Here is a 21,718-nt window from a genome sequence, read left to right as displayed (position 1 = left end):
CCGGATGCCCCAAGGGTGCATCCAAGGCCAGGCGGGTTCAAGGGTTGTCCATGTTGTTTCGACGCGCCAGCGGGATGGATCGTTCAGGCGGGGCATATTCCAGCTGGGCGGCGACCAGGCGCCGGGTCGATTCGCCGTAGCGCCGGGAAATGGCGTCGAGAGTGCTGTCCAGAGTCTGGATCGCGGTACTGTCGAGCGCCGGCAGGCGGGAAAGCTCATCCGTCGGTTCCGGAAGGAACAACAGGCCGCCGCGACTGGTGACCGGTTGTGCAGCGTGCCCCTTTGCTTCGGTGCGGAAAGTTCGCGCCCAGGCATCCGTGGCCAGTGCCAGGCTGACCTCATCGAAACCGGGTTGTAGCGGGACGCTGAAGGTTTCGTGGCTCCAGAAGGCGAGGTAGTTCCCAGCTGCGACCAGGTAGTCGCTGGCTCCCAGGGCAAAGCGCTGGCTGTCGTGGCGGGGCGACCAGTCCCGCATGCCGAACTCTCTGGCGAGCGCGGCGGCCTTTGGTTTGCCCGAGATGGCTTCCACCAGTGCGAGCGATACCGGTAGCGCAGCGGTAACACCGGAAGTGGTGACCACCTGGCCATCGACTACATAGCGGCGATTTTCTTCCCAGCGAGCGTCGGGGTAGTCCTCCAGGCGCTGATTGCGCGAGTACCAATGGCCGGTGGCGCGCCGTCCGCGCAACAACCCGGCATTGCCCAGTACCAGCACGCCGTCGCAGATGCCGACGATGGTTGCACCTTTGCTGGCCTGTTGCTGGACGAAGGCCAGCAGCGCGGAATCTTCGCTGTCATGCACGGCGGGCACGATCAGGTAGTCTGCGCCCTGTGGATAACGCTGCGTGAACGCTTCCAGGGTGGCCTGTGGCTGGAGTCTCAGGGCGGGCATCAGGTGAACCGGGCCGGACGCGGTGGCGAGGGCGAACACTTCCGCCACGCCCGCGCGGCGCAGTACGCCGAGCGGGACGACGTAGTCCGCCAGCTCGGTCATGTTGTTCTGGGCGACGACGGCAATGACCGGGCGTTCGCGGCCGAAGCGTGGTTGAAAGGGCGCAAGCGTCTCATCGTCGGCCTGGACGGGAACGCAGAAGAGCAGCAAGAGGAACAGCAGGAAAGTGCGCATGATCGTCTCCGGGATGGGATTTCCATGCTGCAGCGCAGAGGTCTGTCACTTCTGACACTGATGGTTGAATATCTGCCAATCGTCTGCGATGGATTTGCCTCGATGAACGCTCCTCACCGCGTGCTGATAGTGGTCTTCCCTGACTTCCAACTGCTCGATGCCACCGGACCGGCCGACGTGTTTGCGGCAGTGGACGAGCAGTTGCCAATCGTTACCCGCCACGCTTACCAGATTGAGGCGATATCTCCCGGTGGCGGCCTGGTTCGCTCCAGCACCGGGCTGGAGTTGGCCACCCGGGGGTTGCCAGAGCCGCAGGAGGCAGCGGGTAGCACGCTGCTGGTGGCGGGCGGTTTCGGAGTACAGGCAGCCATGCAGAAGGGCGACGTTGCGCGCTGGCTGGCGCAGGCGGAGCCCCACGCTGCACGCTGTGGTTCGGTATGCACCGGGGCCTTCCTGCTGGCGCAGGCGGGGCTGCTGGATGGCCGACCGGTGGTGACCCACTGGCGCTACGCCGAATTACTACAGCGACTGTTTCCGCGCTTGCGGGTGATGCACGACGCCCTTTTCGTCCGCGACGCGAAGTTCTACAGCTCCGCTGGTGTGACTGCCGGGATGGACCTGTGCCTGAGCCTGGTGGAGGAGGATCACGGCCGCGAGCTGTCGCTACGGGTTGCCCGGGGATTGGTGATGTATCTGCGCCGCCCGGGCGGGCAACGCCAGTTCAGTGCCGAACTGTTGGCGCAGCAGGCACCGCCGGGCGGGCAGATGGAGCGCCTGGTGGAGTGGCTGCGGGAGCGGCTGGCTCAGCCGCTCGATGTCGAGGACATGGCTGCGTGGATGGCCATGTCCTCGCGCACCCTGCATCGGCATTGCCAGGCAGAGGTGGGCATGACGCCGGCGAAGCTGCTGCTGCAGTTGCGTCTGGAAAAGGCCAGTCAGTTGCTGGAGGCGGGAGAGTCGACGCTCAAGCGCGTGGCGCAGCACGCGGGCTTTGGCAGCGAGTACAACTTGCGACGCGCCTTCATGCAGGCGCTGGGCGTGACGCCCGGGGAATACCGGCAGCGCTTCTGCCGCTAGAAGTGGGACGGATGCGCAGGCGCGCACCCGTCCGCTTCGCCGTCAGCCGCGGTGACGACCGCGGAAGAAGTCGATCAGACCCTGGGTGGAACCGTCCTCGGCGGCGCTTTCCTCGCTGCCGACCAGACGGCCGTAGACGGCCTTGCCCAGCTCCTTGCCCAGTTCCACGCCCCATTGGTCGAAGGCGTTGATGCCCCAGAGGATGCTCTGTACGTAGACCTTGTGCTCGTACATGGCGATCAGCGCGCCCAGGCGGCGGGCACTGATGCGCTCCATGACCAGGGTGTTGCTCGGACGGTTGCCCGGGATCACCTTGTGCGGTGCCAGGCGCTGCACTTCGGCTTCGTCCACGCCTTTTGCACGCAACTCGGCTTCGGCTTCAGCGCGGCTCTTGCCGACCATCAGCGCCTGGCTCTGCGACAGGCAGTTGGCGTACAGCCACTGGTGGTGATCGGCCACCGGGTTGTAGCTGGAAACCGGGACAATGAAGTCGGCCGGTATCAAGTGGGTGCCCTGGTGGAGCAGCTGGTGGTAGGCGTGCTGGCCGTTACAGCCTACGCCGCCCCAGATCACCGGGCCGGTGCCGGCGGAAACCGGCGAGCCGTCCTGGCGCACGCTCTTGCCGTTGGACTCCATGTCCAGCTGCTGCAGGTGGTCGGTGATGTTCCGCAGGTAGTAGTCATAGGGCAGGATAGCGTGGCTGCGCGCGCCCCAGAAATCGCCATACCAGACGCCGAGCAGGCCCAGCAGCACCGGGATGTTCTTCTCGAACGGCGAGCTGAGGAAGTGCTGGTCCATGCTGTGGGCGCCGGACAGCAGCTCCTTGAAGTTGTTGATGCCCACCGACATGGCGATCGGCAGGCCGATGGCCGACCACAGCGAGTAACGGCCGCCGACCCAGTCCCACATCGGGAACACGTTCTGCGGGCGGATGCCGAAGGCCGCGGCGGCTTCCTTGTTGCTCGATACCGCGATGAAGTGACGGTACAGCTCCGCCTCGCTGCCGCCCTGTGCCAGATACCAGGCGCGAGCGGCCTGGGCATTCTTCAACGTCTCCAGGGTGCTGAAGGATTTCGACGAGACGATGAACAGCGTGGTCTCGGCGTTGAGCTTGGCGGTCATCTCACGGAATTCGCTGCCGTCGATATTCGCCAGGTAGTGGCAACGCACGCCTTTCTGGGCGAAGGGCAGCAGCGCTTCGGAAACCAGCTGCGGGCCGAGGAAGGACCCACCAATGCCGATGTTCACCACGTCGGTGATCGGCTTCTCGGTGTAGCCGCGCCAAAGGCCGTTGTGCACGGCGGCGACCAGCTCGGTCATCTGGTGCAGCACGCGGTGCACTTCGGGCATCACGTCCTGGCCTTCCACCATCACCTTGTCGCCAATCGGACGGCGCAGCGCGGTATGCAGCACCGGGCGGCGTTCGGAAGCGTTGATCACTTTGCCATCGAACATCGCCTGGATAGCTTCACCGAGCTTCGCTTCTTCCGCGAGCTTGACCAGCAGGTTCAGGGTGTCCTGGCGAATCAGGTTCTTGGAAAAGTCGAGGAACAACCCACAGGCGCTCAGGGAGAAGCGCTTGAAGCGCTCCGGGTCCTGGGCGAACGCTTCGCGCATGGTGAAGTTCTGCAGTTCCTGGCGGTGAGCGGCCAGCGCCTGCCAACTGTTCAGTTTGGTGGCGTCCAGCGGGGTGAGGTGGTGTTCCATGACATACCTTCGGGTAAGACGTGCGTGTTGAACGAGCTTTCGAACTTGAAAAAAGCCCGGTGGTTCCGGGCTTTTCTTGTCGGTCAGGCGAGCTGGACCGGGATGGCGTTGCTGGTGTGGCTGAGTTCATTGCCTGGCGCCATGTACAGCATACGCGGCTGGTAGCCTTCCAGCTCGGCGTCACTGAACTGAGCGTACGCGCAGATGATCACCCGGTCACCCACCTTGGCCTTGTGGGCAGCGGCGCCGTTGACGGAAATCATCCGCGACCCTTCCTCGCCACGGATGGCGTAGGTGGTAAAGCGTTCGCCGTTGTCGACGTTGTAGATCTGGATCTGTTCGTACTCGCGGATACCGGCGAGGTCGAGCCATTCGCCGTCGATGGCGCAGGAGCCTTCATAGTCGAGCACGGCGTGAGTGACTTCAGCGCGGTGCAGTTTGGCTTTGAGCATGATGCTCTGCATGGCGTGGCTCCTGTTTTTCTTCTGGTCAAGGAGAGCGTGGCGAGTATGCCCGAGCACCCGAAGTCGCTCAATGCCGCGACTGGCGCGGCTTCGAGGCGAAAATTCGGGTCTCGTCGGGGAATCAGTCGATGTGGAAGGCGAGGTTGTCAATCAGCCGGGTGCTGCCCAGGAAGGCGGCAACCAGAATCACCAGCTGATGATCCTGAGCCGTTGCAGGGCGCAGACCGGCGGATTCGCGGGCTTCGAGGTAATCGATGCGCAAGCCCGCTGCTTCGATTTGCTGGCGCCCGTCAGCCAGCAGCGCGGGGTAGTCGCGCTCGCCGTGGCGGATACGCTCGGCCAGTTGCTGCAGGGTGCGCTGCAGCACGGGGGCGACGGCGCGCTGCTCCTCGGTGAGGTAACCGTTGCGCGACGACAGGGCGAGGCCGTCCTCGGCGCGCACGGTCGGCTCACCGAAGATCTGGATGGGCAGATTGAGGTCGCGCACCAGCTTGCGGATCACCGCCAGTTGCTGGAAGTCCTTCTCGCCGAACAGCGCCATGTCGGGCTGGACCATGTTGAACAGCTTGCATACCACCGTGGCGACGCCGTCGAAGTGGCCTGGACGGCTGCCGCCACAAAGCCCTTCGGAGACACCGGTGACATGCAGCCTGGTCTGGCCTTCCATGCCGTCGGGGTACATTTCCTCGACGGTGGGGGCGAACAGCAGGTGGCAGCCGGCGCCGAGCAGCTTTTCCTGGTCGGCGGCAAGGGTGCGCGGGTACTTGTCCAGGTCTTCGCTGGGGCCGAACTGCAGCGGGTTGACGAAGATGCTCGCCACCACGAAGTCGGCGCGCTGGCTGGCCTTGGTCACCAGCGCGGCGTGGCCGGCGTGCAGGTTGCCCATGGTCGGCACCAGCGCGATGCGCTTGCCCTCGCTGCGCGCGCGCGCCACGGCGGCGCGCAGCTCGCGGACTGTCTTGACTGTATTCATCAGGCGAAACCGTGCTCCGGGCCGGGGAATGTGCCGTCCTTCACGGCCTTCACATAGGCGGCGAAGGCCGACTGGATGTCCGGCTGGCCGTCGAGGAAGTTCTTCACGAACTTCGGCGAACGGCCGGACAGCGACAGGCCCAGCATGTCGTGCATCACCAGTACCTGGCCGTCGGTGCCGGCACCGGCGCCGATACCGATGACCGGGATCTTCACCGCTTCGGTGATTTCCTGGGCCAGCGCGGACGGTACGCACTCCAGCAGCAGCATGGCGGCGCCGGCCTGCTCCAGGGCGATGGCGTCGGCACGCAGCTGGCGCGCCTGGGCTTCCTGGCGGCCCTGGACCTTGAAACCGCCGAACAGGTTGACAGCCTGGGGCGTGAGCCCCAGGTGCGCGCACACTGGGATGCCCATCTGGGCCAGGCGGATGATCGGCTCGGCGAGCCAGGAGCCGCCCTCGAGCTTGACCATGTGGGCGCCGGCCTGCATGACCTTCACCGAGTCGCGCAGCAACTGGTCCAGCGAGGTGCCGGACTCGAACGGCAGGTCGGTGACGATCAGCGCGCCCTTGTTTCCGCGCCTCACGGCGGCGGTGTGGTAGGCCATGTCCTCAACGGTCACCGGCAGTGTGCTGTCGTGACCTTGCAGCACCATACCCAGGGAGTCACCGATCAGCAGCATTTCGGCACCGGCCAGACTGGCCGCGTGGGCGAAAGTGGCATCGTAGGCGGTCAGCATCGCGATCTTTTCGCCGCTTTGCTTGAGACCTTGCAGGGTGGTCAGGGTGACATCAGGCATGAAAGTGTCCTCGGTTCTGCGCCGGGCAGGGGCAAACGGGGCCCTATAGTCCGGATCGAAAAAGGCTAAGTCAATTGCAGGTGTTACCGGACTGTTACGGCGTTACTGCCAGTGCGCCCCACGCCTGGGGCGCAGCATGCCTCAGGACAGGCGTTCGAGGCCGCTGAACGGACAGGCGGCGAGCAGCGCGGGCAGGGTACGCCCGTCAGGGAAGCGCAGTTGCGGGGCGAGGTCCGCCAACGGGTAGAGCACGAAGGCGCGGGCTTGCATGTGGTAATGCGGCACCTTCAGGCGCGGCTCGTCGATCAGGCGATCGCCGAACAGCAGGATATCGAGATCGAGGGTGCGCGGGCCCCAGCGTTCGTCCTTGCGGACTCGGCCTTGCTCCAGCTCGATGGTCTGCAGGGCGTCGAGCAGCGCGAGCGGCTCCAGGTCGGTATCCAGGGCGGCCACGGCGTTGACGTAGCGCGGCTGGTCCGGCGGGCCCAGCGGATCGCTGGCGTAGAGCGGGGAGACCACCGCCACCTTGGTGGCGGGGACCTGCGACAGCGCCTTCAGCGCGGCTTCCAGCTGCTGGCGCGGCTCGGCAAGGTTGCTGCCGAGCCCGATGTACACGCGCTCGCTCATTCGCTGCTGGCGCCTTCGGTGCGCGGACCGCGGCGACGACGGTTGCTGCCGCCCCGGCGGCGTTTGCGCGGTGCCGCGGTGCCGCCTTCTTCCTGCTGGCTGGCCAGGTTGCGGATCATGCCGCGGCGTTCGCCATCGCTGGCCTCCTGGTAATCGGTCCACCAGTCGCCCAGGCCACCGGTTTCCTCGCCGGCGCTTTCGCGCAGCAGGAGGAAGTCGTAGCCGGCGCGGAAGCGCGGGTTCTCCAGCAGCAGGTCGGCTTTCTTGCCCTGGCGGCGCGGCAGGCGTTCCTGCATGTCCCAGATCTCGCGGATCGGGATGGTGAAGCGCTTGGGCACTGCGGTGCGGCGGCATTGCTCGAGGATCAGCTCGTGAGCAGCTTCCTGCATCGCCGGAATGGGCGGCATGCCACGGTCCTGAAGCTTCAGCACGCGGGCCGGCAGGGCCGGCCAGAGCAGCGCGGCGAACAGGAAGGCCGGGGTGACCGGCTTGCCCAGGCGGATGCGCTCGTCGGTGTTGGCCAGGGCCTGGCGCATCAGCTTGCCGGCGTACTCGGGGTTGTCCTTCAACGCCTTGGCGCTCGCCGGGAACAGCGGGGCGAACAGGTCGTACTCGTTGAGCAGTTCGAAGGTGCGCTCGGCCTTGCCGCTCAGGAACAGCTTGAGGATTTCGTCGAACAGGCGGGCGGAGGGAATCTCGTTGAGCAGCGGCGCCAGGCGGCGAATCGGCGCGGCGCTGTGCTTCTCGATCTCGAAGTCCAGCTTGGCGGCGAAGCGCACAGCGCGCAGCATACGCACCGGGTCTTCGAGATAACGCTGCTCGGGGTCGCCGATCAGGCGGATCAGGCGGTTGCGGATGTCGCGCACGCCATGGGCGTAATCGAGGATGCGCTCACCGGTGACGTCGAAGTACAGGGCGTTGATGGTGAAGTCGCGGCGCTGGGCGTCGTCTTCCAGGGTGCCGTAGACGTTGTCGCGCAGGATGCGACCGGCCTCGTTGCGGGAGGCGTTGACGTTATCGGTGTCGTCGTCTTCGGTGACCGGATGGTTGGCGCGGAAGGTGGCAACTTCGATGATCTCGCGGCCGAAATGGACGTGGACTAGCTTGAAACGGCGGCCGATCACCCGCGCGTTGCGGAATTCGGCACGCACCTGCTCGGGGGTGGCGCTGGTGGCCACGTCGAAGTCCTTGGGCGGAATACCCAGTAGTGGGTCTCGTACGCCTCCGCCGACGATGTACGCCTGGTAGCCGGCCTTGGTCAGGCGCTCCACGACGTTCACCGCGTTCCTGCTGAACTGTTCTCGCCGCAGCGAGTGCTGATGATTGCCAACGACTTCCGGAGTGGTGCGGACAGCGCGCGGACGGCGCAGTGGGGATCGGATGGACTGGATCAGCTTTTTCAGCATGTGTGCACTATCGGGAATAGGTGTATGGATGGCATACGCAGGTCTCGGCAAGCCGCCTGATTACGGCGTTTCCTGGAGGATAGCGGGTGTCTGCCGCTGCCTTGAAACAAATGGCAGCAAATCGAATGCCGTCTGCGCCGCGGCGATTCTAGCATCGTGGGGTGGGATGATGAAGAAAAGTGAAGAAAGGGACTTGCGGGGAGAGCGCGGGAGGGTGTAGCGAAAGCTACTGGGGGAGCCGAGGCTCCCCCCCAAATAGGTGCGTGCTTTGTTTTTATTATGATTACCGGGCTTGTTGTTTTTGTTTGTAGACCCGACCCTCGAAGCTACCTGCTTCGGGGAACCTTCCACACTTGGAAGGTGTTCAATAGCAAACGGATTGCTTTGGTCGCTGAGTGAGCAATGATCTTGCGATCCAACCAGTTTTGCGTGCTGTCTCAAGACAGTTTTATTCTTCTCGACTGGTTGCGGGACTGGTCCCGACGGCTACCCTTCTCCAAAAGAATCAGTTAGCTGCGCCTCCGCGATCTTGTTTTTGTTGTGCTGGAGTCGTTTCGTCTTGTTCTTATTGTGAGTGGTCGTGCTTGTTATTGTTGTTGTGCCAATAACAAAGCAGATGCCGTGCCAACTTTTGAGAATCCTTGTTTTTCAAGGGTTTGCGAGGATCAGCCCTCGAACGACAGGCACAAAAAAGCCGGGTTTCCGTTACCGATGAACCCGGCTTCTGTTACGGAGCATGTCCGCGGTAACAGTGTGAAACGTCTTATGAATCGGCCGACGCCCCGGACTTGCGGCGCGGGATGCCCAGGCGCTGGCGACGTTCCCAGAGGCATTTGCGGCTGATACCCAGCTTGCGGGCCAGTTCGGTCTCGGTCATGTGGTCCTGGTGCTCGAGGACGAAGTGCTGGAAGTAGTCCTCCAGCGACAGGTCCTCGGTGGGCTCGTGGTTGCTGGCGCTGCCGCTGGCGGGGCGCAGGTCGCCGTCGTCGCCGAAGTCGTCGTCCAGGTCATCCAGTTCGATATCGATGCCCAGCAGGTCGGCGGGGATTTCCTGGCCTTCGCTGAGGATCACCGCGCGCTCGATGGCGTTCTCCAGTTCGCGCACGTTACCCGGCCACGGGTAGTGACGGATGGCCTGTTCGGCCTCGTGGGAGAAGGTCAGCGCCGGGCGCCCCATCTGGGAGCACTGGCGCGCCAGGAAGGAGCGGGCGATCTCCATCACGTCGGGGCCGCGCTCGCGCAGGGGCGGAAGCTTCAGCGAGATGACGTGCAGGCGGTAATAGAGGTCTTCGCGGAACTGGCCGGTCTTGGCCAGCATTTTCAGGTCGCGGTGGGTCGCGGCGATCAGGCGTACGTCGACCTTCTGCGATTGTACCGAGCCGACCCGGCGGATTTCGCCTTCCTGCAGCACGCGCAGCAGACGCGCCTGGGCTTCGAGCGGCAGCTCGCCGATCTCGTCGAGGAACAGGGTGCCGCCGTCGGCCGCTTCCACCAGGCCCGCACGGCCTGCGCTGGCGCCGGTGAACGCGCCTTTCTCGTGGCCGAACAGTTCGGATTCGATCAGGGTCTCCGGAATCGCCGCGCAGTTCACCGAGATCAGCGGCGCCTTGGTGCGCTTGGACAGGTTGTGCAGCGCGCGGGCGACCAGTTCCTTGCCGGTACCGGATTCGCCCTGGATCAGCACATTGGAATCGGTGGGTGCGACCTTGCGGATCTTGGTGTAGAGCTCCTGCATGGGTGCGCAGGAGCCGATGATGCCGATCTCGCCGTCCGCGGGGGCGGTGTTACCGCTGCTACGCTCGGCGGCCTTGGCGTTACCGCGGGCTTCGGGAGCGTTACGGTTCTCCTGGCGATCCTTGAGGATGCGTGCCACGGCCTGGAGCATCTCGTCGTGGTCGAAGGGTTTGGCGATGTAGTCCACCGCGCCCATCTTCATCGAGTCCACCGCCGAGCGCAGGCTGGCGTAGCTGGTCATGATCAGCACCGGGGTGCCCTGGGCCAGCTTGATCAGTTCGGTGCCGGGTGCGCCGGGCAGCCGCAGGTCGCTGACGATCATGTCGAACGACGGGATGCTGTAACGCTCCTGTGCTTCCTGCACCGAGCCAGCCTCGCTGACCTGGTACTGGTTGCGCTCGAGCAATCGTCGCAGGGCGGAACGGATGATGGTTTCGTCTTCGACGATGAGGATATGTGCCATGTATTCAGCTCTCTCGACGTGCTCGTTTACTGCTCGGCCGTCGGGCCAGGATGCCGCGGCAAGGTGACGCTGATGCGGGTTCCGCATTCGCGTTCGGGGTCAGCCGGGCTGTCTATGGTGATTTGCCCATAATGCTCTTCCACGATCGAATAGACCAGTGCGAGGCCCAGGCCGGTCCCCTTGCCCGGGTCCTTGGTGGTGAAGAAGGGCTCGAACAGGCGGTCGATGATCGACTTGGGAATTCCGCTGCCTTCGTCCTCGACGATCAGGTCGATGGTCTGCTCGCTAGCTTCGCTGCGTACGCGGATCGCGCCGTTGGGCGGAGAGGCGTCGCGGGCATTGGACAGCAGGTTGATCAGTACCTGCGCCAGGCGCTGGGAGTCGCCTTCCACCCAGTGTTCGGGGTTGCACAGGTTGAAGAACTGCACGTCGACGCTGCGTTTGTTCAGTGACAGCAGGCCGATGGCTTCCTGGGCGACGTCCGCCAGGCATACCGGTTCGGCTGCGACCTGTTTGCCGCCGGCGTGGGCGAAGCTCATCAAGGACTGCACGATACGCGATACGCGCTTGGTCTGTTCGAGGATCTGCCCGCTGATCTCGGTCAGCTCGCCGTCGCCTTCGCGCTCCTCCCGCAGGTTTTGCGCCAGGCAGGCGATTCCGGTGATGGGGTTGCCGATCTCGTGGGCGACACCGGCGGCCAGGCGGCCAATGGAGGCGAGGCGTTCGGAGTGGATCAGCTTGTCTTCCAGGGACTGGGTTTCGGTGAGGTCTTCGACCAGCAGCACCAGACCACTGTTACCGGGCGCGAGGGGCTCCTCGATCGCCGCCTTGTGCAGGTTCAGCCAGCGGGTCTGGCCCTCGATGGACAGGCGCTGCTTGTGCAGGTGCTCGTCTGGGGCGTCGATGAAACCTTCCAGCAGGCCGCGCCAGGGATCGGGCAGGGCGGCCAGGCGCGAGCCGACCACGCGTTGTGCGCTGACCCCGGTGAGCTCCTCGATGGCGCGGTTCCACATGAGGATTTCCTGGTCCTTGGCCAGCGAGCAGACGCCCATGGGCAGGTCCTGCAGGGTCTGGCGGTGGTAGCGGCGCAGCGTATCGAGCTCGGCGGCAAGGCCGGTGAGCCGGGAGTGGTAATCCTCCAGCCGGCTCTCGATGAAGTGGATGTCTTCGGTGACGTAGCTTTCGCTGTTGGCCTTGTAGGGCAGGAAGGTTTCCACCATGTCCTGCGCCACGCTGGGGCCCATCAGGCCGGAAAGGTTGGCTTCTATGCGGTCGCGCAGACGGCGCAAGGCGTAGGGGCGGCGCTCGTCGAAAGGCAGGTGCAGGTCGCGCAGCGCCTGTTCCACTTCGCGCTGGGCGGTCTTCGCGCCCAGCGGCTTGGCCAACTGGCTGGCGAATTCCTGCGGGGAGACGGCGATCAGTTCGCGGCGCTGCGGACGGCGCACATTGTCGACGGCGCAGGCTTCGGCGGCCCCTTTCTCTTCATCGCTGGCTTCGGTGAACAGCGAGACGAGGGTGAACACCAGCACGTTGGCCGCCAGCGAGGCCAGCGCCGCAAGGTGCCAGGTGGTGTCGTCGAGCACGTACAGCGAGTTGAACATCGGTACGTAGATGCTCTGCAGGTTCGCCACCAGCGGGGTAAGCATGGTGGCGCCCCACACCAGCATGCCCGCCACGAGCCCTGCGATGAAGCCGCGGCGGTTGGCGGTGGGCCAGTAGAGCACGGCCAGTGCGCCGGGAAGGAACTGCAGGGTGGCGACGAAGGAAACTATCCCCAGGTTCGACAGGTCCTGCTCGGCGCCCAGCACCAGGTAGAAGGCATAACCGGCCATGATGATCGCAGCGATCAGCGCGCGACGGGTCCACTTCAGCCAGCGGTAGATGTTGCCTTCGGCCGGCGGTTGGTAGAGCGGCAGCACCAGGTGGTTGAGCACCATGCCCGAGAGCGCCAGGGTCATCACGATGATCAGCCCGCTGGCGGCGGAGATGCCGCCGATGAAGGCGGTCAGGGCCAGGGCCGGGCTGTCTACCGAGATGCCCAGGCCGAGGGTGAAGTATTCCGGGTTGGTCGAGGCGCCCAGGTGCAGGCCGGCCCAGAGGATCGGTGGCACCGCCAGGCTCATCGGCAGCAGGAACAGCGGCAGGCCCCAGCTGGCGCTGAGCAGCGAGCGCGGGTTGAGGTTTTCCGTGAAGGTCATGTGGAACATGTGCGGCATCACGATGGCTGCGGCGAAGAACACCAGCAGCAACGTGCGCCACGGCCCTTCGGCCAGCGGGGTGTGCAGGGTGCTCAGTGCCTCCTGGTTCTGCAGCAGCCAGACTTCCAGGCCGTCCGGGCCGCCGAACACGCCGTAGAGGGCAAACAGGCCGATGGAGCAGAGCGCCACCAGCTTCACCAGCGATTCGAAGGCAATCGCCATCACCAGCCCTTCGTGGCGCTCGCGGGTGGCGATATGGCGGGCGCCGAAGAGGATGGCGAACAGGGTGATCAGCGCACAGAAGGCCAGTGCCGCGCGATTGGGCTCGGATTCGCGGGTGAGGATGCTGATCGAGTCGGTCACCGCCTGGATCTGCAGCGCCAGCATTGGCAGCACGGCGATCAGCATGAACAGTGTGGTCAGTGCGCCGGCCCAGGTACTGCGGAAGCGGAAGGCGAACAGGTCGGCCAGCGACGACAGCTGGTAGGCCCGCGTGATCCGCAGGATCGGATAGAGCAGCACCGGTGCGAGCAGGAAGGCGCCGGAGACGCCCAGGTAGATCGCCAGGAAGCCGTAGCCGTACTGGTAGGCCAGCCCGACCGTGCCATAGAAGGCCCAGGCGCTGGCGTACACGCCCAGCGACAGGGTGTAGATCAGCGGATGGCGCACCAGCCGGCGCGGGATGAAGCCGCGCTCGGTAATCCAGGCGACGCCGAACAGGACCATCAGGTAGGAGGCGCTGATCAGGATCAGCTGGGTGAGGCTAAAGCTCGTCAGCATCGCGCTGGCTCTGCAGGATGAAGGTGACGACGATCAGGATCAGCCACAGCAGATAGGGGCGGTACCAGGCGCCGTGGGGATCGATCCACCAGTCCATGATGGCCGGTGAGAACAGGTAGATGCCCACGACCAGGAGCAACACCAGTCGGTAGATGTACATGTCGTCTCTCTCTGGGTTCGGCGGGCAGGCTACCTGTGCACACGGTTGCCGGCAAGCCGGCCGCCGGCCCACCTTGCGCCGAATGCTCGGCAGGTCCTGTATCAGCGAACGAGCTCGCGATCCTGAACCCCGCTGTGGGGCTTGTTCGCGAGCAAGCTCGCTCCTACAGCGAGGCAGTCCGCGCGCAGCGGCCTTGCTTCAACAGTCTAGAGCCGTGCGTCTTCCAGTGTCAGGCAATGGGGGATGGCGTCGGCATTCCAGTGCCCGATGCCCCAGGCCAGCACGTCATGCGGCGTAGCCTGCCGCAGCTCGGTGGGCGGTTGCTGGCCCAGCGCCTTGAGGGCGCGTACCAGCAGCGGGGCGGCCTGGTCGGCTTCGAGCGGCGGCGAGCGGTAGGACTTGCCGAGCTTGTGCCCGTCGGGCTGGACGATCAGCGGTACGTGAAGGTAACGCGGGGCGGCGATGCCCAGCAATTCCTGCAGGTAGAGCTGGCGCGGGGTGTTGTCCAGCAGGTCGGCACCGCGAACGATGTCCGTCACACCCTGCCAGGCATCATCCAGCACCACGGCCAACTGATAGGCGAACAGGCCGTCGCGGCGGCGGATGATGAAGTCGCCAGCCTCGCGGCCCAGGTGCTGGTGGAATTCGCCCTGCAGGCGATCGGTGAAGCGGTAGTCCAACTCCGGCACGCGGATGCGGATGGCGACCTCGCCGTGCCAGTCATGCTGGGCGTCGCGGCAGGTGCCGGGATAGATGCCGTTGCTGCCTTCGAGCTGCTTGCGCGAGCAGGTGCAGGCATAGGCCAGGCCGCTGCGCAGCCATTGCTCGACCTGCGCGGCGTAGGCGGCGTGACGCTCGCTCTGGCGTTCCACCGGCCCGTCCCATTCGAAGCCGTAGCGTTCGAGTGTCTCCAGGATGGCCGCCTGGGCGCCAGGCATTTCCCGCGGCGGGTCGAGGTCTTCCAAGCGCACCAGCCACTTGCCGCCTACCGCACGCGCATCCAGGTAGGAGGCCACGGCGGCGACCAGCGAGCCGAAGTGCAGGTAGCCGCTGGGTGTGGGGGCGAAGCGTCCGACGTAGCGGGAAGCGGGCATGGAGCCTCTCTGCTGGAAGATTATCTGCAAGGCACAGAAACGGAACGGGGCGCCGCAGCGCCCCGTTCCGGTTCAACCAGGCTCAGGAGCCCAGCTGCTTTTCCTTGATTTCCGCCAGGGTCTTGCAGTCGATGCACAGGGTGGCGGTGGGGCGGGCTTCCAGACGACGGATGCCGATCTCGACGCCGCAGGAATCGCACCAGCCGTAGTCGTTGTCTTCGATCAGTTGCAGGGTCTCGTCGATCTTCTTGATCAGCTTGCGCTCGCGGTCGCGGGCGCGCAGCTCGAGGCTGAACTCTTCTTCCTGGCTGGCACGGTCGGCCGGATCCGGGAAGTTCGCCGCTTCGTCCTGCATGTGGTGCACAGTGCGGTCCACTTCTTCCATCAGCTCAACTTTCCATTTGTTGAGGATGGAGGTGAAGTGCGCGCGCATGCGATCACTCATGTACTCCTCGCCCTTGGTTTCCTGGTAGGGCTCGAAGCCACGAATCAGTTGGCTGCTCTGTTGCTTTGCTTTGGTGGGCATGGATGACCGCCTCTCACTCTCGCTAATCCTCTCGCGGATGGTCCCTCTCCGGCACCGCCGGCCCCGCGCTCGCAGCGGGCGAACTTACCAGAACGATAACCGCGATGCTACTCCCGGTTATCGAGCCTGCCAGTACCCGCACATGACCTGATCGACAGGTCCGCGACCCACCGGTCATCGCCAGTGGGCTTTTCTGCAAACCTGAGCAGGATCGTCGGCGTTCGCCAGACGAAGCCTGCACGTTCCGGGAAGCTGCGCATTGCAGGCGCGGCCGCCCAGAATTCATCAGTGGCCTGTTAGAATCCTGGCTCTGTCGCAAAGTTCGGAATATTCCATGGCCACCACCTTCAGTGCGCGCAGCCGCGCCATCGAACCCTTCCACGTCATGGCGTTGCTGGCGCGGGCCAACGAGTTGCAGGCCGCGGGCCACGACGTCATCCACCTGGAGATCGGCGAGCCGGACTTCACCACCGCCGCGCCCATCGTCGAGGCGGGGCAGAAGGCCCTGGCAAATGGTCACACGCGCTATACCGCCGCACGTGGCCTGCCGGCGCTGCGCGAAGCCATCGCCGGCTTCTATGCCCAGCGCTACGGCCTGTCGGTCGATCCGCAACGCATTCTCGTCACACCCGGCGGTTCCGGCGCCCTGCTGCTGGCCAGCAGCCTGCTGGTAGACCCGGGCAAGCACTGGCTGCTGGCCGATCCGGGCTACCCGTGCAACCGCCACTTCCTGCGCCTGGTGGAAGGCGCCGCGCAACTGGTGCCGGTTGGCCCGGAGAGCCGTTACCAGCTCACTCCGGAGCTCATCGAACGGCACTGGGATCAGGACAGTGTAGGCGCTCTGGTCGCATCGCCGGCGAATCCTACCGGCACCCTGCTGCATAAGGATGAACTCGCGGCGCTGTCGTCCACGCTCAAGGCTCGCGGCGGCCATCTGGTGGTGGACGAGATCTACCACGGCCTGACGTACGGCATCGACGCGCCCAGCGTGCTGGAAGTGGATGACGATGCCTTCGTCCTCAACAGTTTCTCCAAATATTTCGGCATGACCGGCTGGCGCCTGGGGTGGCTGGTGGCGCCGCAGGAGGCGGTGGGCGAGTTGGAGAAGCTGGCGCAGAACCTCTACATCAGCGCGCCGAGCATGGCCCAGCATGCAGCGCTCGCCTGCTTCGAGCCGGCGACCCTGGCGATTCTCGAGGAGCGCCGCGAGGAGTTCCGCCGCCGCCGCGACTACCTGCTGCCGGCGCTGCGCGAACTGGGCTTCGGTATCGCGGTGGAGCCGGAGGGCGCCTTTTATCTGTATGCGGATATCAGCGCCTTCGGCGGCGACGCCTTCACCTTCTGCCAGCACTTCATCGAGACCGAGCACGTGGCCTTCACGCCGGGCATCGACTTCGGGCGTTACCAGGCGTCGCACCATGTGCGTTTCGCCTACACGCAGAGCGTCGAACGCCTGCAGCAGGCAGTGGAGCGCATCGCCCGCGGCCTGAAGACCTGGCGTCCCTGATGCGCTTCGAGCCTGCGCTGATCGAGGCGCGCCTGATCAAGCGCTACAAACGCTTCCTGGCGGACATCGAAACCGCCAGCGGCGAGCAGCTCACCATCCACTGCCCGAATACCGGCTCGATGCTCAACTGCATGAGCGAGGGCTGCCGGGTCTGGTTCAGCCGCTCCGATGACCCCAAGCGCAAGCTGCCGGGGACCTGGGAACTGGTGGAAACCCCACAGGGCCGCCTGGCCTGCGTGAACACCGGACGGGCCAACCGGCTGGTGGAAGAAGCGCTGCTCGCCGGACGGGTGGCTGAACTCGCCGGCTTCGACGAGTTGCGCCGCGAAGTGGCCTACGGGCAGGAGAACAGTCGCGCCGACTTCCGGCTCATGTACGCCGGCAGGCCGGTGTACGTGGAAGTGAAGAGCGTGACGCTGGGTTTCGACGGCACCACGGTCGCGGCCTTCCCCGACGCTGTTACCCAGCGCGGCGCGAAACACCTGCGCGAACTGGCGGCGCTGGCGCGCGACGGCATGCGTGCGGTGCTGCTGTATGCGGTGAACCTGTCGGATATCGAAGCGGTGCGCCCGGCGATGGAGATCGATCCGGCCTACAACTCTGCGCTGGCGGAGGCCCATACCGCCGGGGTGGAAGTGCTGGCGTATGGGGCAAGGATCGATACACAGGAAATCTGCCTGGAGCGGCCGTTGAAGGTGCTGCTGTAGTTCCGGGCAGGGCGGTTCGCGAGCAAGCTCGTTCCTACAGGCACACACCGAGCGGCTCTTCGTAGGAGCGAGCTTGCTCGCGAACCCGCTCGGACTCAGTGCTACTCGCGAACGTCCTCCAGCCAGACGCCCTGCTCATCTTCCCGGCAGGGCAGCGCTTCAAGCACATCCCCCAGGCACGGCCCCTGGATGCACTCGCCGGTCTCGATCAGGAAGAGCGCGCCATGGTGGCCGCATTGCAGCAGGCGGCCGCTGCCATCGAGATACTGCTCGGCATCGTAGCCCAGCGGGATCTCCCGATGCGGACAGCTGTTACGATAGGCGTAGACGCGACCCTGGCGGCGCACGGCGAAGAGATTCAGGCCAGCGGCCTTGAAGCCCCGGCTCTGGCCTTCGGCCAGGTCATGCGGGGCGCAGAGCAGGATCATGCGGTTTTCCATTCGGGTACGGCATCACAGGCGGACATTATCCGCGCGGCGACGTCGACACCGGAAGAGGGCGCACCTCCGTGTGCGGAAGTCGTGCTGTTCGAAGCTGAGCGAGTGCATTGCCTCGAAAACGGCACAGACCTTAAGCTTGGTCGGATTTTAATGCAAATAATTATCAAATAGATTTCAAGTTTTTCCTGTGGCAAGGTTCGCCCATGCCGCGGCGCCGCGGCACCGTCGATCGAGGAAGATTGCGATGAATACTCTGACTGCACGCGCGCTGCTGGCCGGCCTCTGCATCGCTGCCGCCAGCGCCTTGGCCGAACCGTTGCCGCAACGCTGGGTGAGCGCCGGCGGCTCATTGAGCGAATGGGTCGTCGCCCTGGGCGGCGAGGCCAAGCTGGTGGGTGTCGACACCACCAGCCTGCACCCCGCATCGCTCCAAGCGCTGCCGAAGATTGGCTACCAGCGGCAACTGACCGCCGAAGGCATCCTCGAGTTGAAGCCGGACATCCTGCTGGGCAGCGAAGAAATGGGGCCGCCCCCGGTGCTACAACAATTGCGTGCTGCTGGGGTGCGGATCGAGACCCTGTCGGCCAAGGCTGATGAAAGCACCCTGCGCGACACCCTTCGACGTCTGGGCGCATTGCTCGGTGCGCCGGACAGGGCCAGGCAGATGGCGACCGACTTCGACGCACGCCTCGTCGCCCACAGCGCCTGGGTGAAGAAGGCCCAATCCGCACAAACCGAGCCCGGCGTCGTTCTGCTGGTCGGGCGCGCCGGAGGCAATCTGCTGGTGGCCGGGCACGACACTTCCGGTGACTGGCTGATCCAGCACGCCGGCGGCCGGAACCTGGCGACCCACCGCGGTTACAGGGCGCTGTCGACCGAAGCCCTCGCCGCGCTGAACCCGCAGGTGCTGGTGCTCAGTGATCGCGCCCTGGACGGTGACCAGGCCCGCGCCGCTCTGACCCGGCAGAACCCCGGGCTGGCGTCGACCCGCGCGCTGCGTGACGGCCGCGTGCTGGTGCTTGACCCGACCCTGCTGGTCGGTGGCCTGGGGCCGCGTATCCCCGACGGGCTGGCTAGCCTCTCCCGGGGCTTTTATCCTTCCGCCCAGGCCCTGAACACGGAAAGTCGTCCTTGACCCGGATCGTGACCGCTCGACCGCTGTTTCTGTTCCTCGGTTTCCTCCTGCTGCTGGTCGTCTGGCTCTCGCTGGCTCTCGGGCCGGTGAGTTTGCCGCTGGGCGATACGCTGCGCGCGCTGGCGTACATGCTCGGGTTGCCCGTCTCCGTTGATGGCCTTGGCCAGGCCGAGCTGATCGTCGGGCAGATTCGACTGCCGCGCACCCTGCTGGGTATAGCTGCCGGCGGTGTGCTGGCGCTGGCTGGCGTGGCGATGCAGGGGCTGTTCCGCAACCCGCTGGCCGACCCCGGCCTGATCGGTGTTTCCAGCGGCGCCGCGCTGGGGGCTGCGATCGCCATTGTCTTCGGTGCATCCATCGGTGGCTTGCCGGAGGCTTTCGCTCCTTACCTGCTGTCTGCATGCGCCTTTACTGGCGGCCTGCTGGTAACGGCGCTGGTTTACCGCTTGGGGCGTCATAACAGCCAGACCAGCGTGGCGACCATGCTGCTCGCCGGTGTCGCACTGACCGCGCTGGCGGGAGCGCTGATCGGCCTCTTCACCTATCTCGCGGATGACGCCACGCTGCGCACGCTGACGTTCTGGAACCTCGGCAGCCTTAACGGCGCGAGCTACCCGCGGCTGTGGCCGCTGCTGCTGATCACCCTGCTGGTGGCCTGCTGGCTGCCGCGCCGGGCGAATGCCTTGAATGCGTTGCTGCTGGGCGAATCCGAAGCGCGTCACCTGGGCTTCGATGTCGAGCGGCTGAAAGTCGAACTGATCCTTTGCACCGCGCTGGGCGTCGGGGCGGCAGTGGCCGCCGCCGGGATGATCGGCTTCATCGGTCTGGTGGTGCCGCACCTGCTGCGCCTGATCGTCGGCCCGGATCATCGCGTTCTGCTGCCAGCCTCGATGTTCGCAGGTGCAATCCTGCTGCTACTCGCCGACCTGATCGCGCGGCTGGCGTTGGCGCCGGCGGAACTGCCGATCGGCATCGTTACCGCGCTGATCGGCGCGCCGTTCTTCCTTTACCTGCTGATCCGGGGGCGTTGCTGATGCTGTGTGCAGACAAGCTGCTGGTGAAGCGCGGTACGCAGACCGTTCTGCAGGATGTCAGCGTGACGCTGCACCCGGGCGAAGTGCTCGGCGTCCTCGGCCCTAACGGTGCGGGCAAGAGCACCCTGCTCGGCGCGATGAACGGTGAGCTGCCGCTGGCCGGTGGATCGGTGAGCCTCGATGGTCGCCCGCTGGAGTCCTGGCAAGGTACCGGGCGAGCGCGCCGGCTGGCCATACTGCCGCAATCTTCCTCGCTGAGCTTCGCGTTCCCCGTTGAGGCCGTAGTGGGGTTCGGGCGCTTGCCCCACGACAGTGGCCGTCAGCGCGACGAAGAAATCATCCGCGAAGCCATGGCCGCCGCCGACGCCTCGCACCTGGCCGGGCGCAACTACCTGGCGCTATCCGGTGGCGAGCGTCAGCGGGTCCACCTTGCCCGCGTGCTGGCGCAACTCTGGCCGGGAGGAACGGAGCAGGTGCTGCTGCTGGATGAGCCGACCTCGGCCCTCGACCCGCTGCACCAGCACACCACGCTGCAGGCAGTGCGTGAGTTCGCCGGGCGCGGCGCGGCGGTGCTGGTGATCCTGCATGACCTGAACCTTGCAGCGCGATACTGTGATCGCCTGTTGCTGCTGCACGAGGCGCGCGCGCATCTGCTCGGCACGCCGCGCGACGTGCTGCAGGCCGAGCCGCTGCGCACGGTCTTCGGCCTCGAGGTGCTGGTGCAGGAGCACCCGGAACGCGGCCATCCGCTGATCATCGCGCGCTGAAAGGAGTCGCCATGAACAAGGTCCTGCTGGTCCCGCTGCTGGCTTTCCTGGCTGCCTGTCAAAGTCAGGTGGCGGCGCCGCCGGTGCCGGTCTGGCAGAGTCCGGAAGGACGCGACAATGCCGAACTCGGTGTGATCCGCGACCTGCGCAACGGTGAACAGCTTTCGCCGGCGCAACTGCTCGACCGGCTCGCTGCCGCGCCGCGAGTGATAGTCGGCGAGCAGCACGACAACCCCGACCACCATGCACTCGAACTCTGGCTGGCGCGCGCACTGGCCGAGCGCCGCCCAGGTGGCAGCGCGCTGCTGGAAATGCTCAATCCCGATCAGCAGGGCGCGGTCACCGCCGCCCAGTCTTCGGCGGCAAAGGGTGATACGCCGGGCGACCTGATCGGTGCGCTGCACTGGCAGCCGGGCTGGGATTGGTCGCAATACGGTCCGTTGGTGACCTGGCTGGTGAAACAGCCGACGCCGCTGCTGACGGCCAATCTGGATCGCAGCGAGATCGTGGACATCTACCGGAGCAAGCCCCAATTGCAGGGCCCAGCCTCCACGGCCGCTTCGGTGCGCGATGCGCTGTTGCAGGACATCCGTGATTCCCATTGTGGCCTGCTGCCGGACAGCCAGCTGCCGGCGATGCTGGCCGTGCAACAACAACGTGACCGGCGCCTGGCCGAGCGCTTGAAGGCCGCGCCAGAACCTGCCCTGCTGATTGCTGGCGGCTTCCATGCGCGCCGCGATCTCGGCGTTCCTCTGCATTTGCAGGACCTGGATGCCGCTCAAGGGCTGAGGGTGGTGATGCTGGCGGAAGTGGGCAGGGCGGTTGAGCCGGCGCAAGCGGATTTTGTCTGGTACACACCGGGGCAGCCGCCGAAGGATTACTGCGCGCAGATGCGCGGCAGGAATTGAAAGGGCCGAAAGGCCCTTTTTCAGAGGGGTGTGAATGACGGCGGCGACGAAAATCGCGGGCAAAAAAAGACCCGGCAAAGTGCCGGGT

General features: G+C 65.4%; 20 protein-coding genes. 7 read left to right on the top strand and 13 right to left on the bottom strand.

Annotated features, from left to right (window positions below):
- Positions 1 to 37 precede the first annotated feature (37 nt).
- On the bottom strand, positions 38 to 1,126 hold the full coding sequence (locus C167_RS32555) for a DJ-1/PfpI family protein (protein WP_017518926.1): 1,089 nt from the start codon (positions 1,124 to 1,126) through the stop codon (positions 38 to 40).
- A 102-nt stretch (positions 1,127 to 1,228) separates the two neighbouring features.
- Between C167_RS32555 and C167_RS0114130 the strand changes: the two genes are divergently transcribed.
- Positions 1,229 to 2,203 (top strand): GlxA family transcriptional regulator, encoded by a 975-nt coding sequence (locus C167_RS0114130; protein ID WP_026079039.1) that lies wholly within the window; start codon positions 1,229 to 1,231, stop codon positions 2,201 to 2,203.
- 42 nt (positions 2,204 to 2,245) lie between these two features.
- Here the strand turns inward: C167_RS0114130 and pgi are convergent, their stop codons facing one another.
- The 11 genes from pgi to dksA all read right to left on the bottom strand — a co-directional run bounded on the left by pgi (position 2,246) and on the right by dksA (position 15,132).
- Positions 2,246 to 3,910, bottom strand: a complete 1,665-nt coding sequence (gene pgi / locus C167_RS0114125; RefSeq protein WP_017518924.1) for a glucose-6-phosphate isomerase — start codon at positions 3,908 to 3,910, stop codon at positions 2,246 to 2,248.
- Positions 3,911 to 3,993: 83 nt separating this feature from the next.
- The gene (panD, locus tag C167_RS0114120; RefSeq protein ID WP_017518923.1) at positions 3,994 to 4,374 is read right to left on the bottom strand and encodes an aspartate 1-decarboxylase; all 381 of its coding nucleotides are present in this window, start codon (positions 4,372 to 4,374) and stop codon (positions 3,994 to 3,996) included.
- Between the two features lie 121 nt (positions 4,375 to 4,495).
- A complete protein-coding gene (panC, locus tag C167_RS0114115; protein WP_017518922.1) occupies positions 4,496 to 5,347 on the bottom strand; it encodes a pantoate--beta-alanine ligase in 852 nt (283 codons plus the stop codon).
- Entirely contained in the window at positions 5,347 to 6,144 is a 798-nt protein-coding gene (gene panB, locus C167_RS0114110) for a 3-methyl-2-oxobutanoate hydroxymethyltransferase (protein WP_017518921.1), read from the bottom strand. Before panB ends, panC begins: the two co-directional genes overlap by 1 nt.
- Positions 6,145 to 6,285: 141 nt before the next feature.
- Complete coding sequence (folK, locus tag C167_RS0114105) at positions 6,286 to 6,771, bottom strand: 2-amino-4-hydroxy-6-hydroxymethyldihydropteridine diphosphokinase (RefSeq protein ID WP_017518920.1); 486 nt, start codon at positions 6,769 to 6,771, stop codon at positions 6,286 to 6,288.
- Positions 6,768 to 8,177, bottom strand: coding sequence for a polynucleotide adenylyltransferase PcnB (locus C167_RS0114100; RefSeq protein ID WP_017518919.1), 1,410 nt, complete (start codon positions 8,175 to 8,177; stop codon positions 6,768 to 6,770). Before C167_RS0114100 ends, folK begins: the two co-directional genes overlap by 4 nt.
- A 763-nt stretch (positions 8,178 to 8,940) precedes the next feature.
- A complete protein-coding gene (locus C167_RS0114095; RefSeq protein WP_017518918.1) occupies positions 8,941 to 10,374 on the bottom strand; it encodes a sigma-54-dependent transcriptional regulator in 1,434 nt (477 codons plus the stop codon).
- Positions 10,375 to 10,400: 26 nt separating this feature from the next.
- A complete protein-coding gene (locus C167_RS0114090) occupies positions 10,401 to 13,352 on the bottom strand; it encodes a sensor histidine kinase (protein WP_026079038.1) in 2,952 nt (983 codons plus the stop codon).
- A complete protein-coding gene (locus tag C167_RS34105) occupies positions 13,336 to 13,512 on the bottom strand; it encodes a hypothetical protein (RefSeq protein WP_015478907.1) in 177 nt (58 codons plus the stop codon). Before C167_RS34105 ends, C167_RS0114090 begins: the two co-directional genes overlap by 17 nt.
- 206 nt (positions 13,513 to 13,718) lie before the next feature.
- On the bottom strand, positions 13,719 to 14,606 hold the full coding sequence (gene gluQRS / locus C167_RS0114080) for a tRNA glutamyl-Q(34) synthetase GluQRS (RefSeq protein WP_017518916.1): 888 nt from the start codon (positions 14,604 to 14,606) through the stop codon (positions 13,719 to 13,721).
- Between the two features lie 82 nt (positions 14,607 to 14,688).
- On the bottom strand, positions 14,689 to 15,132 hold the full coding sequence (gene dksA / locus C167_RS0114075; protein WP_015478905.1) for an RNA polymerase-binding protein DksA: 444 nt from the start codon (positions 15,130 to 15,132) through the stop codon (positions 14,689 to 14,691).
- Positions 15,133 to 15,466: 334 nt separating this feature from the next.
- Here dksA and C167_RS0114070 point away from each other — a divergent pair, with 334 nt between their 5' ends.
- On the top strand, positions 15,467 to 16,639 hold the full coding sequence (locus tag C167_RS0114070; protein ID WP_017518915.1) for a pyridoxal phosphate-dependent aminotransferase: 1,173 nt from the start codon (positions 15,467 to 15,469) through the stop codon (positions 16,637 to 16,639).
- On the top strand, positions 16,639 to 17,346 hold the full coding sequence (gene sfsA / locus C167_RS0114065) for a DNA/RNA nuclease SfsA (protein WP_017518914.1): 708 nt from the start codon (positions 16,639 to 16,641) through the stop codon (positions 17,344 to 17,346). Before C167_RS0114070 ends, sfsA begins: the two co-directional genes overlap by 1 nt.
- Positions 17,347 to 17,447: 101 nt before the next feature.
- Here the strand turns inward: sfsA and C167_RS0114060 are convergent, their stop codons facing one another.
- Positions 17,448 to 17,774 carry a Rieske (2Fe-2S) protein gene (locus tag C167_RS0114060; RefSeq protein WP_017518913.1) on the bottom strand — a complete coding sequence of 109 codons (327 nt, stop codon included), beginning with the start codon at positions 17,772 to 17,774 and terminating at the stop codon, positions 17,448 to 17,450.
- A 256-nt stretch (positions 17,775 to 18,030) separates the two neighbouring features.
- On the opposite strand from C167_RS0114060, the gene C167_RS0114055 reads away from it, so the two are divergent.
- Genes C167_RS0114055 through C167_RS0114040 form a run of 4 tightly spaced genes read left to right on the top strand, consistent with a single transcriptional unit; the run spans position 18,031 to position 21,630 of the window.
- Entirely contained in the window at positions 18,031 to 18,921 is an 891-nt protein-coding gene (locus C167_RS0114055; RefSeq protein ID WP_017518912.1) for a heme/hemin ABC transporter substrate-binding protein, read from the top strand.
- Between the two features lie 50 nt (positions 18,922 to 18,971).
- Positions 18,972 to 19,955, top strand: a complete 984-nt coding sequence (locus tag C167_RS0114050; RefSeq protein WP_085988850.1) for a FecCD family ABC transporter permease — start codon at positions 18,972 to 18,974, stop codon at positions 19,953 to 19,955.
- Positions 19,955 to 20,722, top strand: coding sequence for a heme ABC transporter ATP-binding protein (locus tag C167_RS0114045; RefSeq protein WP_017518910.1), 768 nt, complete (start codon positions 19,955 to 19,957; stop codon positions 20,720 to 20,722). Before C167_RS0114050 ends, C167_RS0114045 begins: the two co-directional genes overlap by 1 nt.
- An 11-nt stretch (positions 20,723 to 20,733) precedes the next feature.
- Positions 20,734 to 21,630 (top strand): ChaN family lipoprotein, encoded by an 897-nt coding sequence (locus tag C167_RS0114040; protein WP_017518909.1) that lies wholly within the window; start codon positions 20,734 to 20,736, stop codon positions 21,628 to 21,630.
- The last annotated feature ends 88 nt before the right edge of the window (positions 21,631 to 21,718 follow it).

The organism is Pseudomonas nitroreducens TX1, assembly GCF_000313755.1.
Classification (GTDB): Bacteria; Pseudomonadota; Gammaproteobacteria; order Pseudomonadales; family Pseudomonadaceae; genus Pseudomonas; species Pseudomonas nitroreducens_A.
This window is presented reverse-complemented; position numbering and strand designations above follow the sequence as displayed.